At 47.8% G+C, this 17,763-nt stretch carries 13 protein-coding genes and 1 riboswitch; of the genes, 6 read left to right on the forward strand and 7 right to left on the reverse strand.

Features of this window, described 5'->3' with window-relative positions:
- Positions 1 to 358 precede the first annotated feature (358 nt).
- The 7 genes from QUA40_RS23095 to QUA40_RS23125 all read right to left on the reverse strand — a co-directional run bounded on the left by QUA40_RS23095 (position 359) and on the right by QUA40_RS23125 (position 10,098).
- The gene (locus tag QUA40_RS23095) at positions 359 to 1,132 is read right to left on the reverse strand and encodes a hypothetical protein (protein ID WP_333130185.1); all 774 of its coding nucleotides are present in this window, start codon (positions 1,130 to 1,132) and stop codon (positions 359 to 361) included.
- A gap of 297 nt (positions 1,133 to 1,429) precedes the next feature.
- A complete protein-coding gene (gene uca, locus QUA40_RS23100; protein WP_333130187.1) occupies positions 1,430 to 5,047 on the reverse strand; it encodes an urea carboxylase in 3,618 nt (1,205 codons plus the stop codon).
- 333 nt (positions 5,048 to 5,380) lie between these two features.
- Positions 5,381 to 6,022 carry an urea amidolyase associated protein UAAP2 gene (locus tag QUA40_RS23105; RefSeq protein WP_333130189.1) on the reverse strand — a complete coding sequence of 214 codons (642 nt, stop codon included), beginning with the start codon at positions 6,020 to 6,022 and terminating at the stop codon, positions 5,381 to 5,383.
- 77 nt (positions 6,023 to 6,099) lie between these two features.
- Complete coding sequence (locus tag QUA40_RS23110; protein WP_333130191.1) at positions 6,100 to 6,831, reverse strand: urea amidolyase associated protein UAAP1; 732 nt, start codon at positions 6,829 to 6,831, stop codon at positions 6,100 to 6,102.
- Positions 6,832 to 7,124: 293 nt separating this feature from the next.
- On the reverse strand, positions 7,125 to 7,901 hold the full coding sequence (locus QUA40_RS23115) for an ABC transporter ATP-binding protein (RefSeq protein ID WP_333130193.1): 777 nt from the start codon (positions 7,899 to 7,901) through the stop codon (positions 7,125 to 7,127).
- A gap of 168 nt (positions 7,902 to 8,069) precedes the next feature.
- Positions 8,070 to 8,921 carry an ABC transporter permease gene (locus QUA40_RS23120; RefSeq protein WP_333130195.1) on the reverse strand — a complete coding sequence of 284 codons (852 nt, stop codon included), beginning with the start codon at positions 8,919 to 8,921 and terminating at the stop codon, positions 8,070 to 8,072.
- Positions 8,922 to 9,030: 109 nt separating this feature from the next.
- Complete coding sequence (locus tag QUA40_RS23125; protein WP_333130198.1) at positions 9,031 to 10,098, reverse strand: ABC transporter substrate-binding protein; 1,068 nt, start codon at positions 10,096 to 10,098, stop codon at positions 9,031 to 9,033.
- Between the two features lie 144 nt (positions 10,099 to 10,242).
- A riboswitch (guanidine-I (ykkC/yxkD leader) is annotated at positions 10,243 to 10,397 on the reverse strand.
- A 617-nt stretch (positions 10,398 to 11,014) separates the two neighbouring features.
- Here QUA40_RS23125 and atzF point away from each other — a divergent pair.
- The 6 genes from atzF to QUA40_RS23155 all read left to right on the forward strand — a co-directional run bounded on the left by atzF (position 11,015) and on the right by QUA40_RS23155 (position 17,681).
- On the forward strand, positions 11,015 to 12,829 hold the full coding sequence (gene atzF / locus QUA40_RS23130) for an allophanate hydrolase (RefSeq protein WP_333130200.1): 1,815 nt from the start codon (positions 11,015 to 11,017) through the stop codon (positions 12,827 to 12,829).
- 40 nt (positions 12,830 to 12,869) lie between these two features.
- Positions 12,870 to 13,613 carry a calcium-binding protein gene (locus QUA40_RS23135; protein ID WP_333130202.1) on the forward strand — a complete coding sequence of 248 codons (744 nt, stop codon included), beginning with the start codon at positions 12,870 to 12,872 and terminating at the stop codon, positions 13,611 to 13,613.
- Positions 13,614 to 13,838: 225 nt separating this feature from the next.
- Complete coding sequence (gene truB / locus QUA40_RS23140) at positions 13,839 to 14,768, forward strand: tRNA pseudouridine(55) synthase TruB (protein WP_333130204.1); 930 nt, start codon at positions 13,839 to 13,841, stop codon at positions 14,766 to 14,768.
- A 150-nt stretch (positions 14,769 to 14,918) separates the two neighbouring features.
- A complete protein-coding gene (gene yidD, locus QUA40_RS23145) occupies positions 14,919 to 15,149 on the forward strand; it encodes a membrane protein insertion efficiency factor YidD (protein WP_333130206.1) in 231 nt (76 codons plus the stop codon).
- Between the two features lie 216 nt (positions 15,150 to 15,365).
- A complete protein-coding gene (locus QUA40_RS23150; protein WP_333130209.1) occupies positions 15,366 to 16,580 on the forward strand; it encodes a response regulator in 1,215 nt (404 codons plus the stop codon).
- A gap of 111 nt (positions 16,581 to 16,691) precedes the next feature.
- A complete protein-coding gene (locus QUA40_RS23155) occupies positions 16,692 to 17,681 on the forward strand; it encodes a glycosyltransferase (RefSeq protein WP_333130211.1) in 990 nt (329 codons plus the stop codon).
- Positions 17,682 to 17,763 lie beyond the last annotated feature (82 nt).

Below are 17,763 nucleotides of genomic sequence, written 5' to 3' on the forward strand. Positions count from 1 at the left end.
AAATTACTTGATGGCAAGCGAATACCGGGCTTAACTTCTTGTAATGCCTTCCCTCGTGTACCCAACATAACGCTCGAGCGGCAGTGATTAACTTGAATTGTGGAGCATCATCACAACAAAGAGTTTGTACGACTGGGCAATCAGTTTGCTGATGGTAGAAAACAATAGCTGCTGCTTCCTTAATCCGGGTTCGTTGTTGAGAACCCAGTTTGGGTAGATCATTATTCAGTAGATGATTAAACTGTGTCTCACTCAACACAGTTCCTTGGGGTAATAGCTTGAGAGCGTTCTGCCATTTAGTCGGGATTTTGAAGTCCTGAATTAGTGACAATGTCAGTGGATTCAGAATAAATTTTAGTTATCGTCCGGGCTGTAATCCTTTGAGTACCGTCAGTCTATCTTTATTAGCTGTTGTGAAGTAGACTGTATATAAAGGGTTGCAGATGATATTGGTCGTATGGTTGACTCCACCTACACGCGCGCCAGTTTGGTCGAAGTGTTGCCAAGGGCTACTTGCTAGTCCTGAATCATAAACTTCTTTTTTCTCGGTTTCAAAACCCGAGTGGTTTTTGATTAACAGGTTGGATAAATAACCCGCTGATAGAGAAATACCTAGAGCTGCTAAAAACTCCAGTAGTTTGCCTTGCGTCATATTGCCACCATAGTACAAACTGATGATTAAGGCTTTGATTCCTGGTCCAAATTCTCCTTCGTAGCCCATTGGTAATTCTGCTACATAAGTTTTTCCGACTGAGGGTGAATAATATTTCTGTTTGCGGAATAATATGTTGTCGGTTGCCAAGCTGATATCTTGGATGATTACTTGTTCGTATCCTTTAAATTCTGCATCTGCTGGCAGTTGGTCTGTGGGATATTCTAGTATTTCTTCTCGATCTATTTTAATCGTGGCGTTCTTACTGCGTTTGCTATGCTTTTTTGGCGTTTTTCGTTCTTTTTCTGAGGAGTGTTGGTTTTTGAATCCTTTGGACTTGGCTTTGATGTCTGGTTTTCCTTGTTCTCCCTTCAATCGGTTGTTTTCATCTTTCAACCGTTGATTCTCTGACTCTAAGTCTTTGACTTTTAATTGTAATTGCTCTATGAGGTTGAGTAAGAGCTCTACTGTGTGACGCATGGATTCGTCTGCAATCCCTGGGGGGTCGATGGTTTGCAGTATATTGGAGGATCACTTGTCTTCTGAAATAATCTTTTGCGTCATGTGTCCTATTTTATGACACTTTGTGCTCTCTGCTTACTTTTTTTCTCTGCTACCCCTACTTATTGAGCCGATACCCCATCTCAATTCTGCCATTTCCGGCCCTGTACTGCCAAGTCCTACCGCCAGCGTCAGGTATCTGCTGTTTTTAGGCTTAATTTGACACCAATGCGTGCAGTGCGCACCTACAGATAAAGTGTCTGCATCCAAGACTGCTTAATCGGGTTGAACTGCCGCTAGAATTTGCCCAGCAGTTACCGTTTGCCCCTTTTCGCAAAACAATTGGGCTACAGTTCCCGGCACATCAGCAGTAATAGCAATTTCCATTTTCATCGCTTCCAAAATTAACAGCCGATCGCCCTCTGCAACCGCATCTCCAACATTAACCAGCACCTGCCAAACATTCGCTGAAACGTGAGCGACAACAGCCTCACAACCAGTAGGCAAAGTAACCTCCGCCACTGTTTCAGAACCCACATCCGCCGAGGCTTCTGCGGCAGCTTCAGCCTCAAATTCCCTGGAAGCGGCCCAGCGATCGCGCTCTGCATTAAATGCGGCCTGCTGCTGCGCTTTAAATTCAGCCGCACTGTTAGCAATAGAATGCAAAAACTCATTGTATTCTCTCAAATTAAAAGTGATTTCCTCAACCTTTAATTTAAACTTCCCTTCGATAAATGCTTCCCGACAGCGGTGCAATTCCTCATGAGAAACCGGATAAAATCGGATTTGGTCAAAAAAGCGCAAAAGCCAAGGTTTACCAGACTGGAAATCCGCCGTTTGTTTGAACCGATTCCACATTTGCACCGTGCGGCCGACAAATTGATAACCTCCGGGCCCTTCCATCCCGTAAACGCACAAATACGCGCCGCCAATACCAACTGCATTTTCAGGAGTCCAAGTGCGGGCGGGATTGTATTTAGTAGTAACCAAACGGTGGCGCGGATCGAGGGGAGTTGCGACGGGCGCGCCTAAATAAACGTCTCCCAAACCCATCACTAAATAGCTAGCATTAAATACAATTTCTCTGACTTGTTCGATGCTGTCAAGCCCGTTTATGCGGCGAATAAACTCAATATTGCTGGGACACCAAGGTGCATCCGATCGCACAGACTGCATATATTTTTCAATGGCCAACAGCGTCGATTCATCTTCCCAAGATAAAGGCAAGTGCACAATTCGCGCCGGCACTTCCAAATCCTCGATCGCCGGAAGTTCCGCCTCCGCCGCAATCAGCGCCTGCATTAGCTGCTGTTGCGAAATCTCGCGGCCCTCAAAGTGAATTTGGAGCGATCGCATTCCCGGCACTAATTCGATAACACCCGGCAACGGATTTGCTTTCAACTGTTCCATCAATGCGTGCGCCCGAAAACGCAAGTTTAAATTCAGCACCAATGGGCCGTATTCGACTAAAATATATTTATCCCCAGCTTGACGGTAAGTAACAGCAACCTGTCCCGGAGATTCGGGAATTTCGTGCAAAATTGGAGAGGCGGGAACTGCGGGCAATTCCTCCGCATTTTCCCCAAAAACAGGCAAGCAAAAAGTAGCAATTTGCCTATTTTGTGCTAATTCCCGCTGCAAAGCTTCAGCAAAACTCAAACAGTGAAAGCGAATGCTGTCCCCCGGTTTCAGTTGCCCGATTTTCCACAATTCCGACTGCACAATAGTAGCAGGACAGACAAAACCTCCCAAACTCGGGCCGTCAAGACCGAGAATTACAGGCATATCGCCCGTAAAATCGATCGTGCCGATCGCATAAGCATTATCGTGAATGTTAGACGGGTGCAAACCCGCTTCTCCTCCGTCTTGACGCGCCCAGGTGGGCTTCGGGCCGATCAGCCGAATGCCCGTCCGCGTCGAGTTGTAATGCACCTGCCATTCTGTAGAGAAAAACATTTCGATGTCTGACTCAGTAAAGAAATCCGGCGCGCCGTGAGGCCCGTACAAAACGCCGATTTCCCAATTCTTGCTGTAGGTGGGAATTAGTTCCGGAGGCAAAGATATTTCCGCTTCCAGAGTTGCAGTTTGAAGCAGTTTCAACACATCTCCCGGACGCAGCGTGCGGCCCGCGTGTCCGCCAAATTTGCCCAGTACAAAAGTTGATTTGCTGCCCAAATAATCCGGGACATTAAAGCCGTGCTTTACCGCTAAATAAGTGCGGTAGCCGCCGCCTTGAATGCCTTTTAACTTGAGAATGCTGCCAGCTTTTACGGGGATTGCCGTCCAAAACGGCACCGATTCGCCGTTTAGCGTTCCCTTCATAGTTGCACCAGTCAAACTAATAACTGTATCGGCATTAAAGCGCAGAGTTGGACCTGTCGCTGTGAATTCCAATCCTGCTGTCGATTCGGGATTTCCTACTAAACGATTTGCCGATCGAAATGCCAGATGATCCATCGGCCCCGAAGGCGGCACGCCAACATCCCAATAGCCAATCCGCCCCGGATAATCTTGAATGCTGCTGTAGGTTCCCCCATCCAATACATCGATCGTTAAAGGTGCGTATTCAAAAGAGTTTAAAAAGCGCGTGTTCAGTTCGCCCCGGCTGAATCGGGCATCGTCCAAAATCTGGCGGAGGTAATCTAAATTAGTTTCAATTCCCGCTATTTCACTGGCATCTAAAGCAGCTTTTAGTTTTACGATCGCCTGGGTTCGATTATCCCCGCAAACGATTACTTTGGCTAGCAGCGGATCGTAAAAAGGAGTAACCTCCGTGCCGGTTTCTATCCAACTGTCGCAGCGGACGTTTTCGGGAAACGTAACTTGATTCAGCAACCCGGAACTCGGCTGAAAATTCTTGCCGGCATCTTCCGCATAAATTCGCACCTCAATTGAGTGTCCCTGCGGCCGATAGCGGTACTCTTCTAGGGGGAACAAATCTCCCGAAGCCTGTTTTACCATCCACTCAACGAGGTCGATGTTGTTGACAGCTTCAGTAACGCCGTGTTCAACTTGCAAGCGCGTGTTGACTTCCAAAAAATAAAACTGTTTCGCATCGACATCAAATACAAATTCAACAGTACCGGCTGACTGGTAATTTACCGCTTTTCCCAACCGCACGGCTGCACCGTACAACTGGTGACGCTGTTCCTCGCTAATAGCAGGGGCGGGGGTTTCTTCTATTACTTTTTGATTGCGCCGCTGCACAGAACAATCTCGCTCGCCCAAGGCTATGACATTTCCTTTGCCATCTCCAAAAATTTGGACTTCAATATGTCTGGCTGTTTGAATGTATTTCTCTAAAAAAACGCCGCTTTGTTTAAAATTACTTTGACTCAAACGCTGTACTTTTTCAAATGCTTCTGCCAAATCTCGATCGCCAAAACAAGCTTGCAAACCGATGCCGCCGCCGCCTGCGGTACTTTTGAGCATCACCGGATAGCCGATCGCCCCAGCCGCTTTTTGGGCATCCTCCAAACTTGCTAAAAGTTCGCTTCCGGGAGTTAGCGGCACTTGATTTGCAGCGGCTATTTCCCGCGCGGTGTGCTTCAATCCAAAGCAGCGCAACTGACTCGGAGTCGGGCCGATAAATGCTATATTTTCGCTTGCACAAGCTTCGGCAAATTCAGCATTTTCGCTCAAAAAGCCGTAACCCGGATGGATAGCTTGAGCTTTAGTTTGGCGCGCAACTTCGAGAATGCGATCGAACCGCAAATAACTCTCGGCTGCGGCGGCTGCACCGATACAAACGGCTTCGCTGGCGGCGAAAACGTGCTTGGCGTGGGCGTCGGCTTCAGAGTATACTGCTACCGAAGCAATTCCGAGGCGATCGAGGGTGCGGATAATTCGGCAGGCAATTTCACCGCGATTTGCAATTAGAACTTTGTTAAACATTATGGGGGAATTGGGAATGGGGCATTGGGAATGGGGCATTGGGCATTGGGCATTGGGCATTGGGCATTGGGCATTGGGCATTGGGCATTGGGAATGGGAAATTGGGCATTGGGAATTGGGAATTGGGAAAAGTTGCAAATAAAACACGCCCTAGCCCGCCCCCAAAGGGATCATTGCAAATGGTATTCTTCAGTCAGTTTTAACTGACTTTCGCTATGAGGCAGGGGTTTAAACCCCTGCCAGACTGCCTGATTTCAGTAAAGCGCGTGTTCTCGGAGTTCCGTAAAGCGAGTGGAAAGTTGATACCAATGGTGAGCACTGCCCACCCTCCATTTACACCGCATCCCAAACAATCAACTGAATCGGCGTAGGATTGTAAGCATTGCAAGGATTGTTCATTTGCGGGCAATTAGAAATAGCAACCAGCGCGTTCATTTCGGCGCGCAAATCAACTGTACTCCCCGGATCGGAGATGCCGTCAACAATTTCTAGAGTGCCATCTTCGCTAACCGGAACATTCATAAAGAAGTTAATATTGCTGACTAAATCTCGCTTACCCAAACCGTAGGGAAGAATTGCGGCGAGGAAGTTTTCAACACAGGCGTGCTGGTATTTTTTATCTAGCCCAAACCGCACCGAATTGCTCTCGCAGCTACAGGCGCCGCCGGAGGTATCGTGCCGCCCGCAGGAGTCAGCAATTATGGTCATCATGGCTCGCCCTTCGTTGGAAATGAGTTGGCTGTTTGTAGTGACAAAGATGTTGCCTTGATTGACGATCGTATCGGCGGCGCTGTAGCGTTCGGAAGGGTCATCGGCATTGTAAACTAAAAAATCTACTGCTTGATTTCCGCCTAAATCTACAATCCGGAGAATCTGTCCTTTTTTGATGACGCGAGACCAGGGATGTCTGGCGGGTAAAACTTCGTTATAAATTGCAGTTTTTGGATCGAGGATTTGTTGAGTGGTTGCAGTCATGGTTCACTTTTTGTGATGGAATTGCAGATTTTTTTACCGCCGATTCGTGCGGACTAGATTGAGTGCTGGAATCGAGTCTATTGCACGAACCAAGCATTGGTGTTGATGAAGCCGCGCACGGCTTCCGGGTTGGCGGTGCGGCACAAGTCGTCGGGTGCGGGTGCGAGGGTTTTCACAATCTGAATTTGGATGGGTTTTGGATCGTAATTTGAACCAGGATGCAGGATATGGGGGCAGTTAGAGATAATGGTCAATACGTTCATTTCAGCTCGCAAATCGATAAAACTACCCGGTTTTTCGCAGCCTTCGCGAAACTCCATCGTGCCGTCTGGTTTGACGGCAATGCGAGTAAATAAGTTGAGGTTGGGCATGATATCTTTTTTGCCCAATCCCCACCGACTTAGAGCTTTGAGGAAGTTGTCGCGGGAGTTTTTCCAGTCTCCTTCGCCGTATTTTTTGGCATTGCTAATGGCGTTGCTGCATCCTCCTAGCAAATCGTGACAGCCGGAGGTGTCTTGGGTGATGGAAAATAGGATGCGTCCCATGTCTGTGTAGATCACCATGCCTTGTTTGAGAAAGGCGTTGAATTGAATCTTGGCGGTGTCTGCTGCGTTGAAACGTTCGATCGCATTGTCGGCGTTGTAACACAGCATGGAAACGCCGCGAGAGCCTTCTAAATCGGTGATTCGCAGGGTGTTTCCCCGCTTGATGACTCCCGACCAGTACGCGCCGCCCGGTACGTTTTCTTCGATTAATACGAGGCTTGAATCGATTTGTGAGTTTGGGTCGATCGATGATAGTTGCACCATAAGTTCCTCTTGATGTATTTGGGTAGGTCAGCGAAATAAAACAATAGTATTTTGTAGCGGGACAACCCGCCCTCTCCCAAAGTAATATTTATTTCCTCTGATATCTTGCACCATTCTCAAGAACGGGCAAGATGCCCGTTCCACAAAACTCAATTTTATTGTGGAACGGGCATCTTGCCCGTTCCTAAATAGGTAATTGACAATGGTGCAAGATGTTAAGTTTCCACTTACTTAGGTTGGCCGTTGTACTGTTGCTGCGGGTGCAAAAAGTGCAACTACAAACCTATTTCTATTTAAGCAGCCATTGCAACTGCTTCCTGTCCGTGTTTCCGCATCAAATCCATGAGTTCGTCGCGGTAATCGTGGAATTTGGCGTGGCGTTTAATGCTGGGAGTGCGATCGGGCAAATTAATCGACATTTCCTTTCTCACTGTACCGGGACGAGCGCCCAAAGCATAAATCCGATTGGAAAGAAACACCGCTTCTTCGACATCGTGGGTAATCATAAAGATTGTAATCTGAGTGCGGCGCCACAAATCGAGCATGAATTCGTGCATCGATTCTTTAGTGTGGATATCCAATGCGCCGAAAGGTTCATCCATTAATAACACTTTAGGTTCAGAAGCGAGGGCGCGGGCGATCGCCACCCGCTGTTTCATCCCGCCGGACAATTCCTTCGGTAGCGACGAAGCAAACTGCGTCAATCCTACCACACTCAAATAATAGCTCGCTTGTTCGCGCCGCTTTTTCTTGGAAACGCCTTGAAGTTTGAGGCCAAACTCGGCATTTTCCTGCACGTTCATCCAAGGATAAAGAGTGTAATGCTGAAATACCATACCTCGATCCGGCCCAGGCGAAACAACTTCTTTGCCGTCAATTTTCACTTCCCCTGTTGTCGGCTTGTCCAATCCCGCAATCTGCCTCAATAGAGTAGATTTGCCCGAACCGGATGCGCCTACCGCACAGATAAATTCGCCTTGCTTGATGCTCATATTGATGTCCTTGAGGACAACTAATTTACCCTTTTTAGTTTCAAAGTTTTTGTGCAGATTGTTGATTTGCAGAAACATGAGTTTATCCTCTGTATTGTAAGTAAAAAAGTGATTTCCTTCTGCCTTCTAACACCAAATCCTCGTTAGTAACTCTTTAGTCCGCGAAGGCGGACTTCGTTTGTGTAGAAGCGGTTTCAACCGCCGAGTACGATAAGAGTTTTTAACACGGATTTGTATAACATCTGCTTACTGTTTCTGACTTGACCACTTACAAGAAACCCGCAGCAGATATTGAAAAAGCAAGTCAAAAGTCAGTCCGATCGCCCCAATGACAATCAGCCCCACAAAAATTTCATCGGTTCGGAGAAATCGACCGGCGACGCTGATCCGGCGGCCTAAGCCTTCGGTTGCAGCAATCAATTCCGAGACGATTACCAATTGCCAAGCCGCAGCTAGGTTGATGCGGCTAGCATCAAGAATTCCCGGCAAAACGTGGGGAAAAATAACTTGAGTTAGGATTTCCCAGCGATTCCCGCCCAACATATAAGTAGATTCGATCAAGTCTTTTGGAACAAACTTGACTGTATCCATCACCATCAGCGAATTGAAGAAAAAGACGCCAATAAATATCAGCGTTATTTTGGGTTCTTCGCCGATTCCCAAGTAGAGAATTAGCAGGGGAATGAAGGCTGGTGCGGGCATATATCGCATCAAGCCGAACATGGGTTCCAGCAAGGCGCGAATACTGGGAAAACTGCCCATCAGCACGCCAATTGGTATGGAAAAAACCAAGGCGAACAAAAAGCCCACTCCCACCCGCCACAAACTCGCTACTGTGTCTTTTAAAAGTTCGCGAGTGTTCCAAAGCCGACCAAATGCCTCTAAAACTTTGCCGGGGGAAGGCAAAAATTTGGGGTCTACGTTGGCGAAGGTTGTTACTAGCCACCACAGCAGCAGCGGCAGTGCGATCGATGTTACCGTTAACCCAATATTGAGGGGTTGTGGTATCTCTTCCGCAATCCGCCAGAAAACGGTGGGATTTAGGTTTTTTTGCTTGAGGTGGGATTGGATCGATCGGGGTTCGGGATTTGGTGGCATGATTTAATTGCAGAACGGTTTAGCGAGTAATTTTAGTAGGTTTTGGGGATTTAAAAAAAGGAATATTTTTGAAATTTTCTTGTGTCTGCAAAATCCTAAATTCTGCCTTCTAGCTTCTACCTTCGGCATAAGCTTTTATAAAGCGATCGTCAAATAATGTGCTAATATCTGGTTGGGTTTTTGCTAAATTTACATCTACGAGAAATTTGGTCATTTCTGCGGCCGCAAACTGCAATGATGTCATGTCACTTCCCGGTTGAAAGGCTTTCAAGTTTTCCTCGATCGTAAATATCTTAGTGCCGTTTTCATATTCTTTGTATTCCTCGACGCTGACTCCGGCGCGGTTGGCTAGAATTTCGTAAGATTTCTCTTTATTTGATTTCATATATTCCAAGGTGGCAAACCAGGAATTGACCAGGGCTTGCACTCGATCGGGGTGTTCGCCGATAAACTTTCGCGTGAATACCAAATGGTCGGAAATCGCCCCCGGAAAATCTTTTGAACTAAACAGTTCCTTGCTGTTCGATCGTTTTAATGCTTGCGTGGTAAACGGCGCAAATACTGCCACCGCATCGACTTGCCCTCCTACGAAAGCTGCCGCAGCTTTGCCAGTTTCCAGCGGTACAAATTGAATGTCCCGCACTGATAAACCTGCTTTTCTCAGCCCTAACAGCAATAAAAAGTGATCGACTGTACCTTCCTCTGCTGCAACTTTTTTGCCTTTTAAATCGGCAACGGAATTGATGCCTTCGGCGACAATCACTTTGTCATTTCCAGTCGAGTTGTCGTTGACTAAAACAATTACTTGGTCGGCGCCGCCCGATATGGAGTTTACTGTATCGCCCAGGGTTTGGCTATTAGCATTTATCTGTCCTGCTGTGAGGGTGCTGATCGATTCTAAGTAGCCGTCAAACCATTTTAAGTCTACAGCAACATTGTTGGCTTCAAATATCTTTTGTTCTTTGGCAATTTGCCAAGGAAACCAGCCGGGCCACGCGCTGAATCCGAGGCTAACTGCATCAGCACTTACTGAAGAAGCTGCTTCGCTTTCTGTCGTGGTTTTGATATAAATTGCCGGGTTGACGCAGCCGACAGCGAAAAACAAAGTGATGAAAAATAGGGCGCAGTAGGATAAGGGCGATCGCGTTATTTTTGGGGAGCAATATCGGATATTCATAGCATATTATGGTTGCTGGTTAGAGGTGAATATGTCGATCGAGCTTTTGCACCTTCTTTGGCTTCCTTAGCTGCCGCAAACCCCCTTGATATACAAGGATAAAGCCCGAGAGCTAACGAACCGAGTCTTGATGACCGATCGCGTTTCTCCCGGGCTTTTATCCCGCCGTGTAACTGGCTAGTGTTTCCCTCAAATTAATAAAATATTGGGATGACCAGTCTGCTTCTCTCGGACCAGCACTTGAACTGTCTAAGCTGACTTAGAAACTGATTCAAATCGGAACCCTAGAAGCGGTTAAATTTTTCGTTTTTTGTCTGTATAAGTCCTGTTTGCAACCCAAGGAGTTATTCGAGACTTTTGGTAACAGCAATGCACTTAGCTTTTTGTAAGGTAAGCATACTGTAGCGTGCAATCATACTAGATTGCTCTGTTTCAAACCGTAACAGCAAACTTGATGCGAAAATGTGTAAAATGTTACAAAAAACTGTTTTTCTTGAATTTGTCAAATTAAAATTTTGGGAATATTAAACTGGGCGATGAGACGGGGTGATTGGAAATCGCGAAGTTTACCTGCACATAAAGACGAAACCCGCAAGGTCATGGTTGAATATTTCTTGAGAAATACTTTGCTCCCTCGACTAGATGCGAGGACGATCGACAATGCGGTAAACTAACATCCTATTTGTAATAACTGAGATGTTCCACCATTCTCAATAAGCCTTTTATGGGCGGGCAGGATGCCCACCCCACAAGAAGAAAGAAATACACTCTTTGTGGAACAGGCATCTTGCCTGTTAAGCGAGAATGGTACTCTTCGGTGAGTAATAACATCGCCAAACACAGCCTGTGAAGTCAACTCTTCAATCTAAAATCTAAAATCTAAAATCTAAAATCTAAAATCGACTGACGGTGCATTATGGAAAAAGTTAACTACAGTCACAGTCTCGACATTCATTCGCTGCTCGATCGCTACCGCACCGGCTCGATCGCGCCTGCAGATGCGATCGCCAGCGTGTACGATCGGATCGAACGCTATGCAGATCCGGCAGTATGGATTTATTTAGCACCGCAGGCGGAAACCCTCGAACGCGCCAAAGCTTTGGAAAACCTAGACCCGCAACAATTGCCGCTGTACGGGATACCTTTTGCGATCAAAGATAATCTCGATTGGGCGGGCGTTCCGACTACGGCAGGATGTCCTGCGTTTGCTCGCACTCCAGCGCGATCGTCCGCAGTCGTAGAGCGCCTGTGCGCGGCAGGTGCGATCGCGATCGGCAAAACAAACATGGATCAGTTTGCCACAGGATTAGTGGGAACCCGCACGCCTTATGGAGTTTGTCACAATCCGTTCGATCGGTGCTACATTCCGGGCGGATCGAGTTCCGGTTCCGCAGCAGCAGTCTCCGCCGGATTGGTGAGTTTTGCTCTGGGTACCGATACCGCAGGCTCCGGGCGGGTTCCCGCTGCTTTTACCAACATTGTCGGGCTGAAGCCAAGTTGCGGCTCGCTCAGCACCCGCGGCCTGCTGCCGGCGGTGCGATCGCTCGATTGCGTTTCTGTGTTCGCTCTCACCTGTGCGGATGCGGCCTCCGTGCTGCAAGTAGCCAGCGGTTTTGACGCTGAGGATGCGTTTTCTCGTCGCCCTGAAACCAAAGTTTTGCCGGATTTATCCCGCTTGCGGGTGGGAGTTCCCGGAGACGGCGAACTCGAATTTTTCGGGAATGCAGAAGCCGAACAGCGCTACCGGGAGGCGATCGCGCGCTTGCAATCTTTGGGCTGCACGATCGCACCTATTGACTTCAAACCCTTTGCGGATGCTGCCGAATTGCTCTACGGCGGGCCTTGGGTAGCAGAAAGGTTGGCTGCGATCGGCGATTTCCTCGACGCGCACCCAGATGCGATCGATCCGATCGTGTACGAAATTATCAGCGGCGGCAAACGCTACGATGCCGTCTCTGCCTACCGCGCGTCATACCAGTTAGCTGAACTTCGCCAGCAGGCAGACATTCAGTGGCAGTCAATGGATGTGTTGGCTGTTCCCACCACTGGTACGATTTATACTGTCGCAGAAGTTGCAGCCGAGCCGATCGCGATCAACACTAATCTCGGGCGCTACACCAACTTTGCGAATTTGCTCGATTTGTGCGCGATCGCATTTCCCAGCGGGTTTCAAAGCAACGGATTGCCCGCAGGATTGACACTGATGGCTCCTGCGTGGCACGATTTATCGCTCTGCCGCCTGGGAGGTGCTTTCCACGATCGCTTGGGGGGAACTTTGGGCGCAACCGGTCTGGCGCTGCCAACCCTCCCGGAATCCACCATCGCAGCCAAATCTGCCTCAGAAGAACGAGTCAAAATAGCCGTAGTTGGGGCTCATTTGAGCGGTGAACCGCTGAATTATCAACTAATCGAGGGGGGAGGTATTTTAGTTCGCGCCTGCCGTACCAGCCCGATTTACAAGCTATACGCTTTGACGGGTACTGCTCTGGGCAAGCCGGGATTGGTGCGTCAGATAGAGGGCGGTAGCGCGATCGAGGTGGAAGTTTGGGAGTTGTCGATCTCCGCTTTCGGCGGATTTGTCGCTAAAATTCCCTCGCCCTTGGGAATTGGTACGCTGGTGTTGGAGGACGGCTCGACGGTGCAGGGCTTTTTGTGCGAACCTTATGCTGTGGCGGGTGCGATCGATATTTCTCATCTGGGCGGTTGGCGAGCTTATAACCTCCGCTTTTAAGCTAAGTTAGAATTGCAAATTTCTACCCATTTTCAAAATCATGCCATCAGCAGTGCCAGCTAAGATCGTAATCACAAGCCCAACCCCCACCAGCGCGGGTACCAGTCCCGGAGGGGCATCTGGCGGCAGGAGGGGCACCAGCGGCCCCGACTCCCTCAGCGGTAGTGGGGGCGCTGACTTGATATTCGGTTTGGGAGGCCCTGACAGCATTTTCGGCTTAGCGGGAAACGATTCTCTCTACGGCGGCGACGGCGATGACTCAATGCTGGGCGACACTGGCAATGACATACTGTTCGGCGGTGCCGGCCGCGACAGCGTTTTGGGCGGCGTGGGCGACGATACTTTCTACGGTGGCAAAGGTTCTGACTCGGTAAGCGGTGAGGACGGCAATGATTTGCTGTTTGGCAACCAAGACAGCGATACTTTGTTGGGCGGCGCGGGGAATGACACGTTGTTTGGGGGTGCCGGCGATGACTCGCTGTTGGGTGGCATCGGCGATGACTGTTTATCGGGCGATCGCGGGCGAGATACTTTAACTGGTGGCGCCGGAAACGATACTTTTGCGATCGGGCGTTTGGCAGACGGGGATGTGATTACAGATTTTACTGATGGTATTGATCAAATTCGCTTGGCTGCCGGCCTTACTTTTGCTGAACTCACCATTTCGGCTGGGGCCGGAACTTCGCCGAGTACAATTATTCAGCTTACAAGCAGTAAAGAAACTCTGGGTACTTTATTCGGAGTTGCCCGCACTTCTATCAGTCAGGCGGACTTTATTTTTTAATGGGTAATTGGGAATTGATAATTGGGTTGGTGGGTACTTTGTAGTTTTAAGTTTTCAATGTTGAACTTTTTAACTCAAAACCGCTTTCCCGTTACGAATAACGTTAGCTTTCGCGATGCGAAGGAAAGCAGTCTCAAAATTTTTCATCTTCCTTTTTCCTGCTTCCTTCTTCCCTCTTCCTGACATCCGTTACATCTGTTACAAAATCCGTTGCCGCACTTCCTAATGACTACTGACGGTTTTCTCAATCTCAACAAACCTGCGGGCATGACATCTCACGACTGCGTGGGGCGAGTGCGCCGGCTATTGAAACTCAAGCGAGTCGGACACGGAGGAACCCTCGATCCTGCTGTGACTGGCGTTTTACCGATCGCCCTGGGCAAAGCAACCAGACTGCTGCAATATCTCCAACACAATAAAGCTTATCGAGGTACAATTCGGTTTGGCTTAACTACTGCTACTGACGATTTAGAAGGAGAAATTATCCATTCTCGACCGGTGCCGGAGTTGAGTTTGGAAAAAGTGCAAGCTGCACTGCCAAATTTTCTAGGAAAAATCGAGCAATTTCCGCCGAGTTTTAGTGCGGTTCAGGTGGGAGGAAAACGCCTTTATGAGTTAGCTAGAAAAGGCGAAACTGTAGAAGTGGCTGCTAGAAATGTTGAGGTTTTTCGGCTGGAAATCTTGGATTGGCGGCCGGGGGATTTTCCTGAATTGGATTTGTCGATCGCCTGCGGGGCGGGTACTTACATTCGGGCGATAGCGCGGGATTTGGGTGCGGTGTTGAATACAGGCGCTACTTTGGCTTGTTTGACTCGCACCGAAAGTAGCGGTTTCTCGATTGAGGAAAGTCTCAGTTTTGAGGAATTAGAACTGCAATTGCAGGAGGATAAATTCTGCCCGATTTTGCCATCGGCGGTTTTGGGACATTTAGGCGCGATCGTCCTTTCCCCTGAATATACCAAACGCTGGTTTCAAGGACAACGCCTCCCGATTCCCGAAACGCCGATCGGGGAAGAGGAGGAAAGTAGCCACAACCCAATACCCCAACCTCCCTATCCCTTGCAGGTTTACGATCGAGACGGTAAATTTTTAGGTATCGGTCAAGTAGCGAACTCAGAGACAAGTACCATATTATCTCCTCAAATTGTGCTTTAGCTCTCTAAAATAAAAAGTAAAATAGGTATAATTGGTACGGGAAAAGTTGACGAAAATATAACCGCTGGGAATGCTCTCGATTCACCTAGTTTACAGCGGTACGGGACGAGATTTTGTTATTAATCTAATCGAATCGCTGAGGTAAAAATTGTGAAAATATTGCTAATCGGATTAATTCGAGGCTACAAAATGGGGATTTCTCCTTACCTGCCTAACGCCTGTAGATTTCAACCAAGTTGTTCGCAATACGCGATCGAAGCAATAGAAAGATTTGGGCCGACCCGCGGCAGCTCAATGGCCGTTAAGCGAATTTTGCGCTGTCATCCTTTTCATGTAGGGGGTTACGATCCAGTACCTCCCAAAGATAGCGAGGGCAATTAGTTATTAGTTAAAAGCCGGATTTTAGTGATTAGTTAATAGTGCAAATATGCCTGGCATCCTCATGGCTAAAACTACCGAGGGGAATCACTCCCTGATGGGGTCAAATTCTCACAATGAGTGGTGTTTTTTAACCCAACTTCAGTAATATTACTGTTATCTTTCAAAACTCAGCAGCTATATAATGGTACAAACAGAGTACAGGGGATGCGAGTTGATATGTCTGCTACCGCAATCGGATACAAAATGTTGTCCCATACTCTGGCTGTACTCAGCCAGAAACAAGCAACGGGGAAACTGCTGTTAGAGCAAGGGGAGCAACAATGGCAACTTTACTTTTTTCAGGGTTGTTTGGTGTATGCCACGGGAGGATCGCACAGATCGAGGCGCTGGTATAGGGCGATCGGGCAACACTGTCGAAACTTTCAAGTGGATCTCAGAGACCTCGATGCTGGAGAACTCTGGGAATATCAACTGCTTCAGCGAGGGCTAGCAGCCAGCGAAATGAGTCTGGAACAAGCAAAGGCGATCGTCCGCACCAGCCTTTCCGAAGTGTTATTTGCTCTGATCGGTCAATCGGGTTTGCGCCGAGAGTGGCGTCCGTCCCAGAAATATTTTTCTACACTTACCTCTTCTTTACTGCTGTCTTTGACGGAAGTAGAGAAGATTATGTGCTCTACACAACAAATTTGGCAGAAGTGGAAAGAAATGGGTCTGTGGCTGGTAGATCCAGAACAAGCACCGCTTTTAAAAGCGTCGGCCCAGTTGGAGGAAAATCGATTTAGTTCTAATTCTTTGATCGCTTTGGCTAACGTATTTAACGGCGAGAATACTCTTTGGGATATTGCATTTAAGAAAAAGCAGTGCGTGACAGTGGCAACTCGCGCTTTAGTTAATTACATGAAGCAAGGTTTAGTAAATTTCCGAACAGTACCAGACTTGCCGTCACCTATAGAACAGTGGCGCCTTGCCGCGGCAATGTCTGGGCCGGGTCGCCCTTTGATTGCGTGTATCGATGACAGTCCGACAGTATGCGAATTTTTAGAGCAAATTTTATTGCCGGAGGGGTATCGAGTCCTAAAAATTCAAGACCCGATGCAGGGAGTGGGCATCCTCGCCAAACACAAGCCTGCTTTAATTTTTATGGACGTGGTAATGCCCAAGACAAGCGGCTTTGCTTTGTGCAATTTTTTGCGGAAGACACCGGCTTTTCGGGAAACTCCGATCGTGTTTTTGACTGGTCAAGACAGTATAATTGACCGCACGCGAGCGAAATTGACAGGTGCTTCCGATTTTTTGAGGAAGCCAGCCAATCCCGAACAGGTTTTGCAAATAGCTGACAAGTATTTGAAGGTAAAAGGCGATCGCTACCCTTTAGCAATTCGCCCAGATGATTTACTCAATTCACGACAGCTTACCTTGGCAAATTATTGAACCAAAATTCAACTCAAAAAGCATCGCTTATTGGGTGCGTCCGCCTCCGGGGCACCCTACTAAAATATAAAATTTAAAATGGTATAATCCATCAAACTAGATATATTAATTATGAGCGATCGCACCCCGCAGGTGAGCGTAGTAATTCCGGCTTACAACTGCGCGGATTACGTCGGCCAAGCAGTAGATAGCGTGCTGCACCAAACAATTGCTGACTGGGAAATTATTGTAGTAGACGACGGCTCACGAGACGACACCAGATTAGTTTTAGAGAAATATGGCGATCGAATTCGCTACATTTACCAACAAAATCAAGGAGTTTCGATCGCCAGAAATCGTGGCATCGAGCTAGCGCGAGGAGAATTCATCGCCTTTCTAGATGCTGACGACTACTTTTTTCCCTACAAATTAGCCGCACAAATGGCTGTATTTGCAGCGAAACCAAATCTAGGAATAGTCCACAGCGGCTGGCGTCTAGTTAATAGTATAGGCGAACCACTAAAAGATGTCAAACCCTGGAAAAACGTCCCTAAATTAGACTTAGAAATGTGGCTCAGGTGGAAACCAGTATTACCCAGCGCGATGGTATTTCGCCGGCATTGGTTAGAGTGTGCAGGCGGATTTGACCCTCGATTTCCGCCGGCGGAAGATACAGATTTAGTGCTGCGTTTAGCCTTAATGGGATGCGAAGCAGAGTGGCTGCAGCAAGTAACTGTTTGCTACCGCCAGCACGAACAAAGCGCCATGTACAAAGGTTTACCCCAGGCTAAATCCCTCGCCGCAGTCATGGACAATTTTTTTTCCCGCCCCGAATTGCCGGAGAAAATACGTTTGTTGGAAAAGCAAATCAAGTACAGTACCTTAGTTTGGATTGCTTGGTATTTGCACCGCACCGGTCATTCTGTTGAGATGGTAGAATTTTTGCAGCGTTCATGGAATTATACGCCTTATTTGCCTGTGGAAACAGTAATTAATTGGGTGGAATGTTTCGCCGAATTTTCGCAGGAGGCTGGCAATGAATTGGATGCAGATTTGTTAGCTCAATCTCCCGAATGGCAGCAATTAATGCAGTGGACAATTCTCAGTTGCAGCTTTGCGTAAGGACTTAAGCTGTTGCACATTTAAACTGTGATACAAGCATTGCCCTTATTTTTGATTTTGCGACCCCATTTAATTATTAATT

It is taken from the genome of Microcoleus sp. Pol11C3, from assembly GCF_036701485.1.
In the GTDB taxonomy this organism is placed as follows: Bacteria; Cyanobacteriota; Cyanobacteriia; order Cyanobacteriales; family Microcoleaceae; genus Microcoleus.

Excerpts from the sequence above, each read along its gene's own strand:
- QUA40_RS23095 (WP_333130185.1), bottom strand. The coding sequence starts at position 1,132 with ATGCGTCACACAGTAGAGCTCTTACTCAACCTCATAGAGCAATTACAA.
- uca (WP_333130187.1), bottom strand. The coding sequence starts at position 5,047 with ATGTTTAACAAAGTTCTAATTGCAAATCGCGGTGAAATTGCCTGCCGA.
- QUA40_RS23105 (WP_333130189.1), bottom strand. The coding sequence starts at position 6,022 with ATGACTGCAACCACTCAACAAATCCTCGATCCAAAAACTGCAATTTAT.
- QUA40_RS23110 (WP_333130191.1), bottom strand. The coding sequence starts at position 6,831 with ATGGTGCAACTATCATCGATCGACCCAAACTCACAAATCGATTCAAGC.
- QUA40_RS23115 (WP_333130193.1), bottom strand. The coding sequence starts at position 7,901 with ATGTTTCTGCAAATCAACAATCTGCACAAAAACTTTGAAACTAAAAAG.
- QUA40_RS23120 (WP_333130195.1), bottom strand. The coding sequence starts at position 8,921 with ATGCCACCAAATCCCGAACCCCGATCGATCCAATCCCACCTCAAGCAA.
- QUA40_RS23125 (WP_333130198.1), bottom strand. The coding sequence starts at position 10,098 with ATGAATATCCGATATTGCTCCCCAAAAATAACGCGATCGCCCTTATCC.
- atzF (WP_333130200.1), top strand. The coding sequence starts at position 11,015 with ATGGAAAAAGTTAACTACAGTCACAGTCTCGACATTCATTCGCTGCTC.
- QUA40_RS23135 (WP_333130202.1), top strand. The coding sequence starts at position 12,870 with ATGCCATCAGCAGTGCCAGCTAAGATCGTAATCACAAGCCCAACCCCC.
- truB (WP_333130204.1), top strand. The coding sequence starts at position 13,839 with ATGACTACTGACGGTTTTCTCAATCTCAACAAACCTGCGGGCATGACA.
- QUA40_RS23150 (WP_333130209.1), top strand. The coding sequence starts at position 15,366 with ATGTCTGCTACCGCAATCGGATACAAAATGTTGTCCCATACTCTGGCT.
- QUA40_RS23155 (WP_333130211.1), top strand. The coding sequence starts at position 16,692 with ATGAGCGATCGCACCCCGCAGGTGAGCGTAGTAATTCCGGCTTACAAC.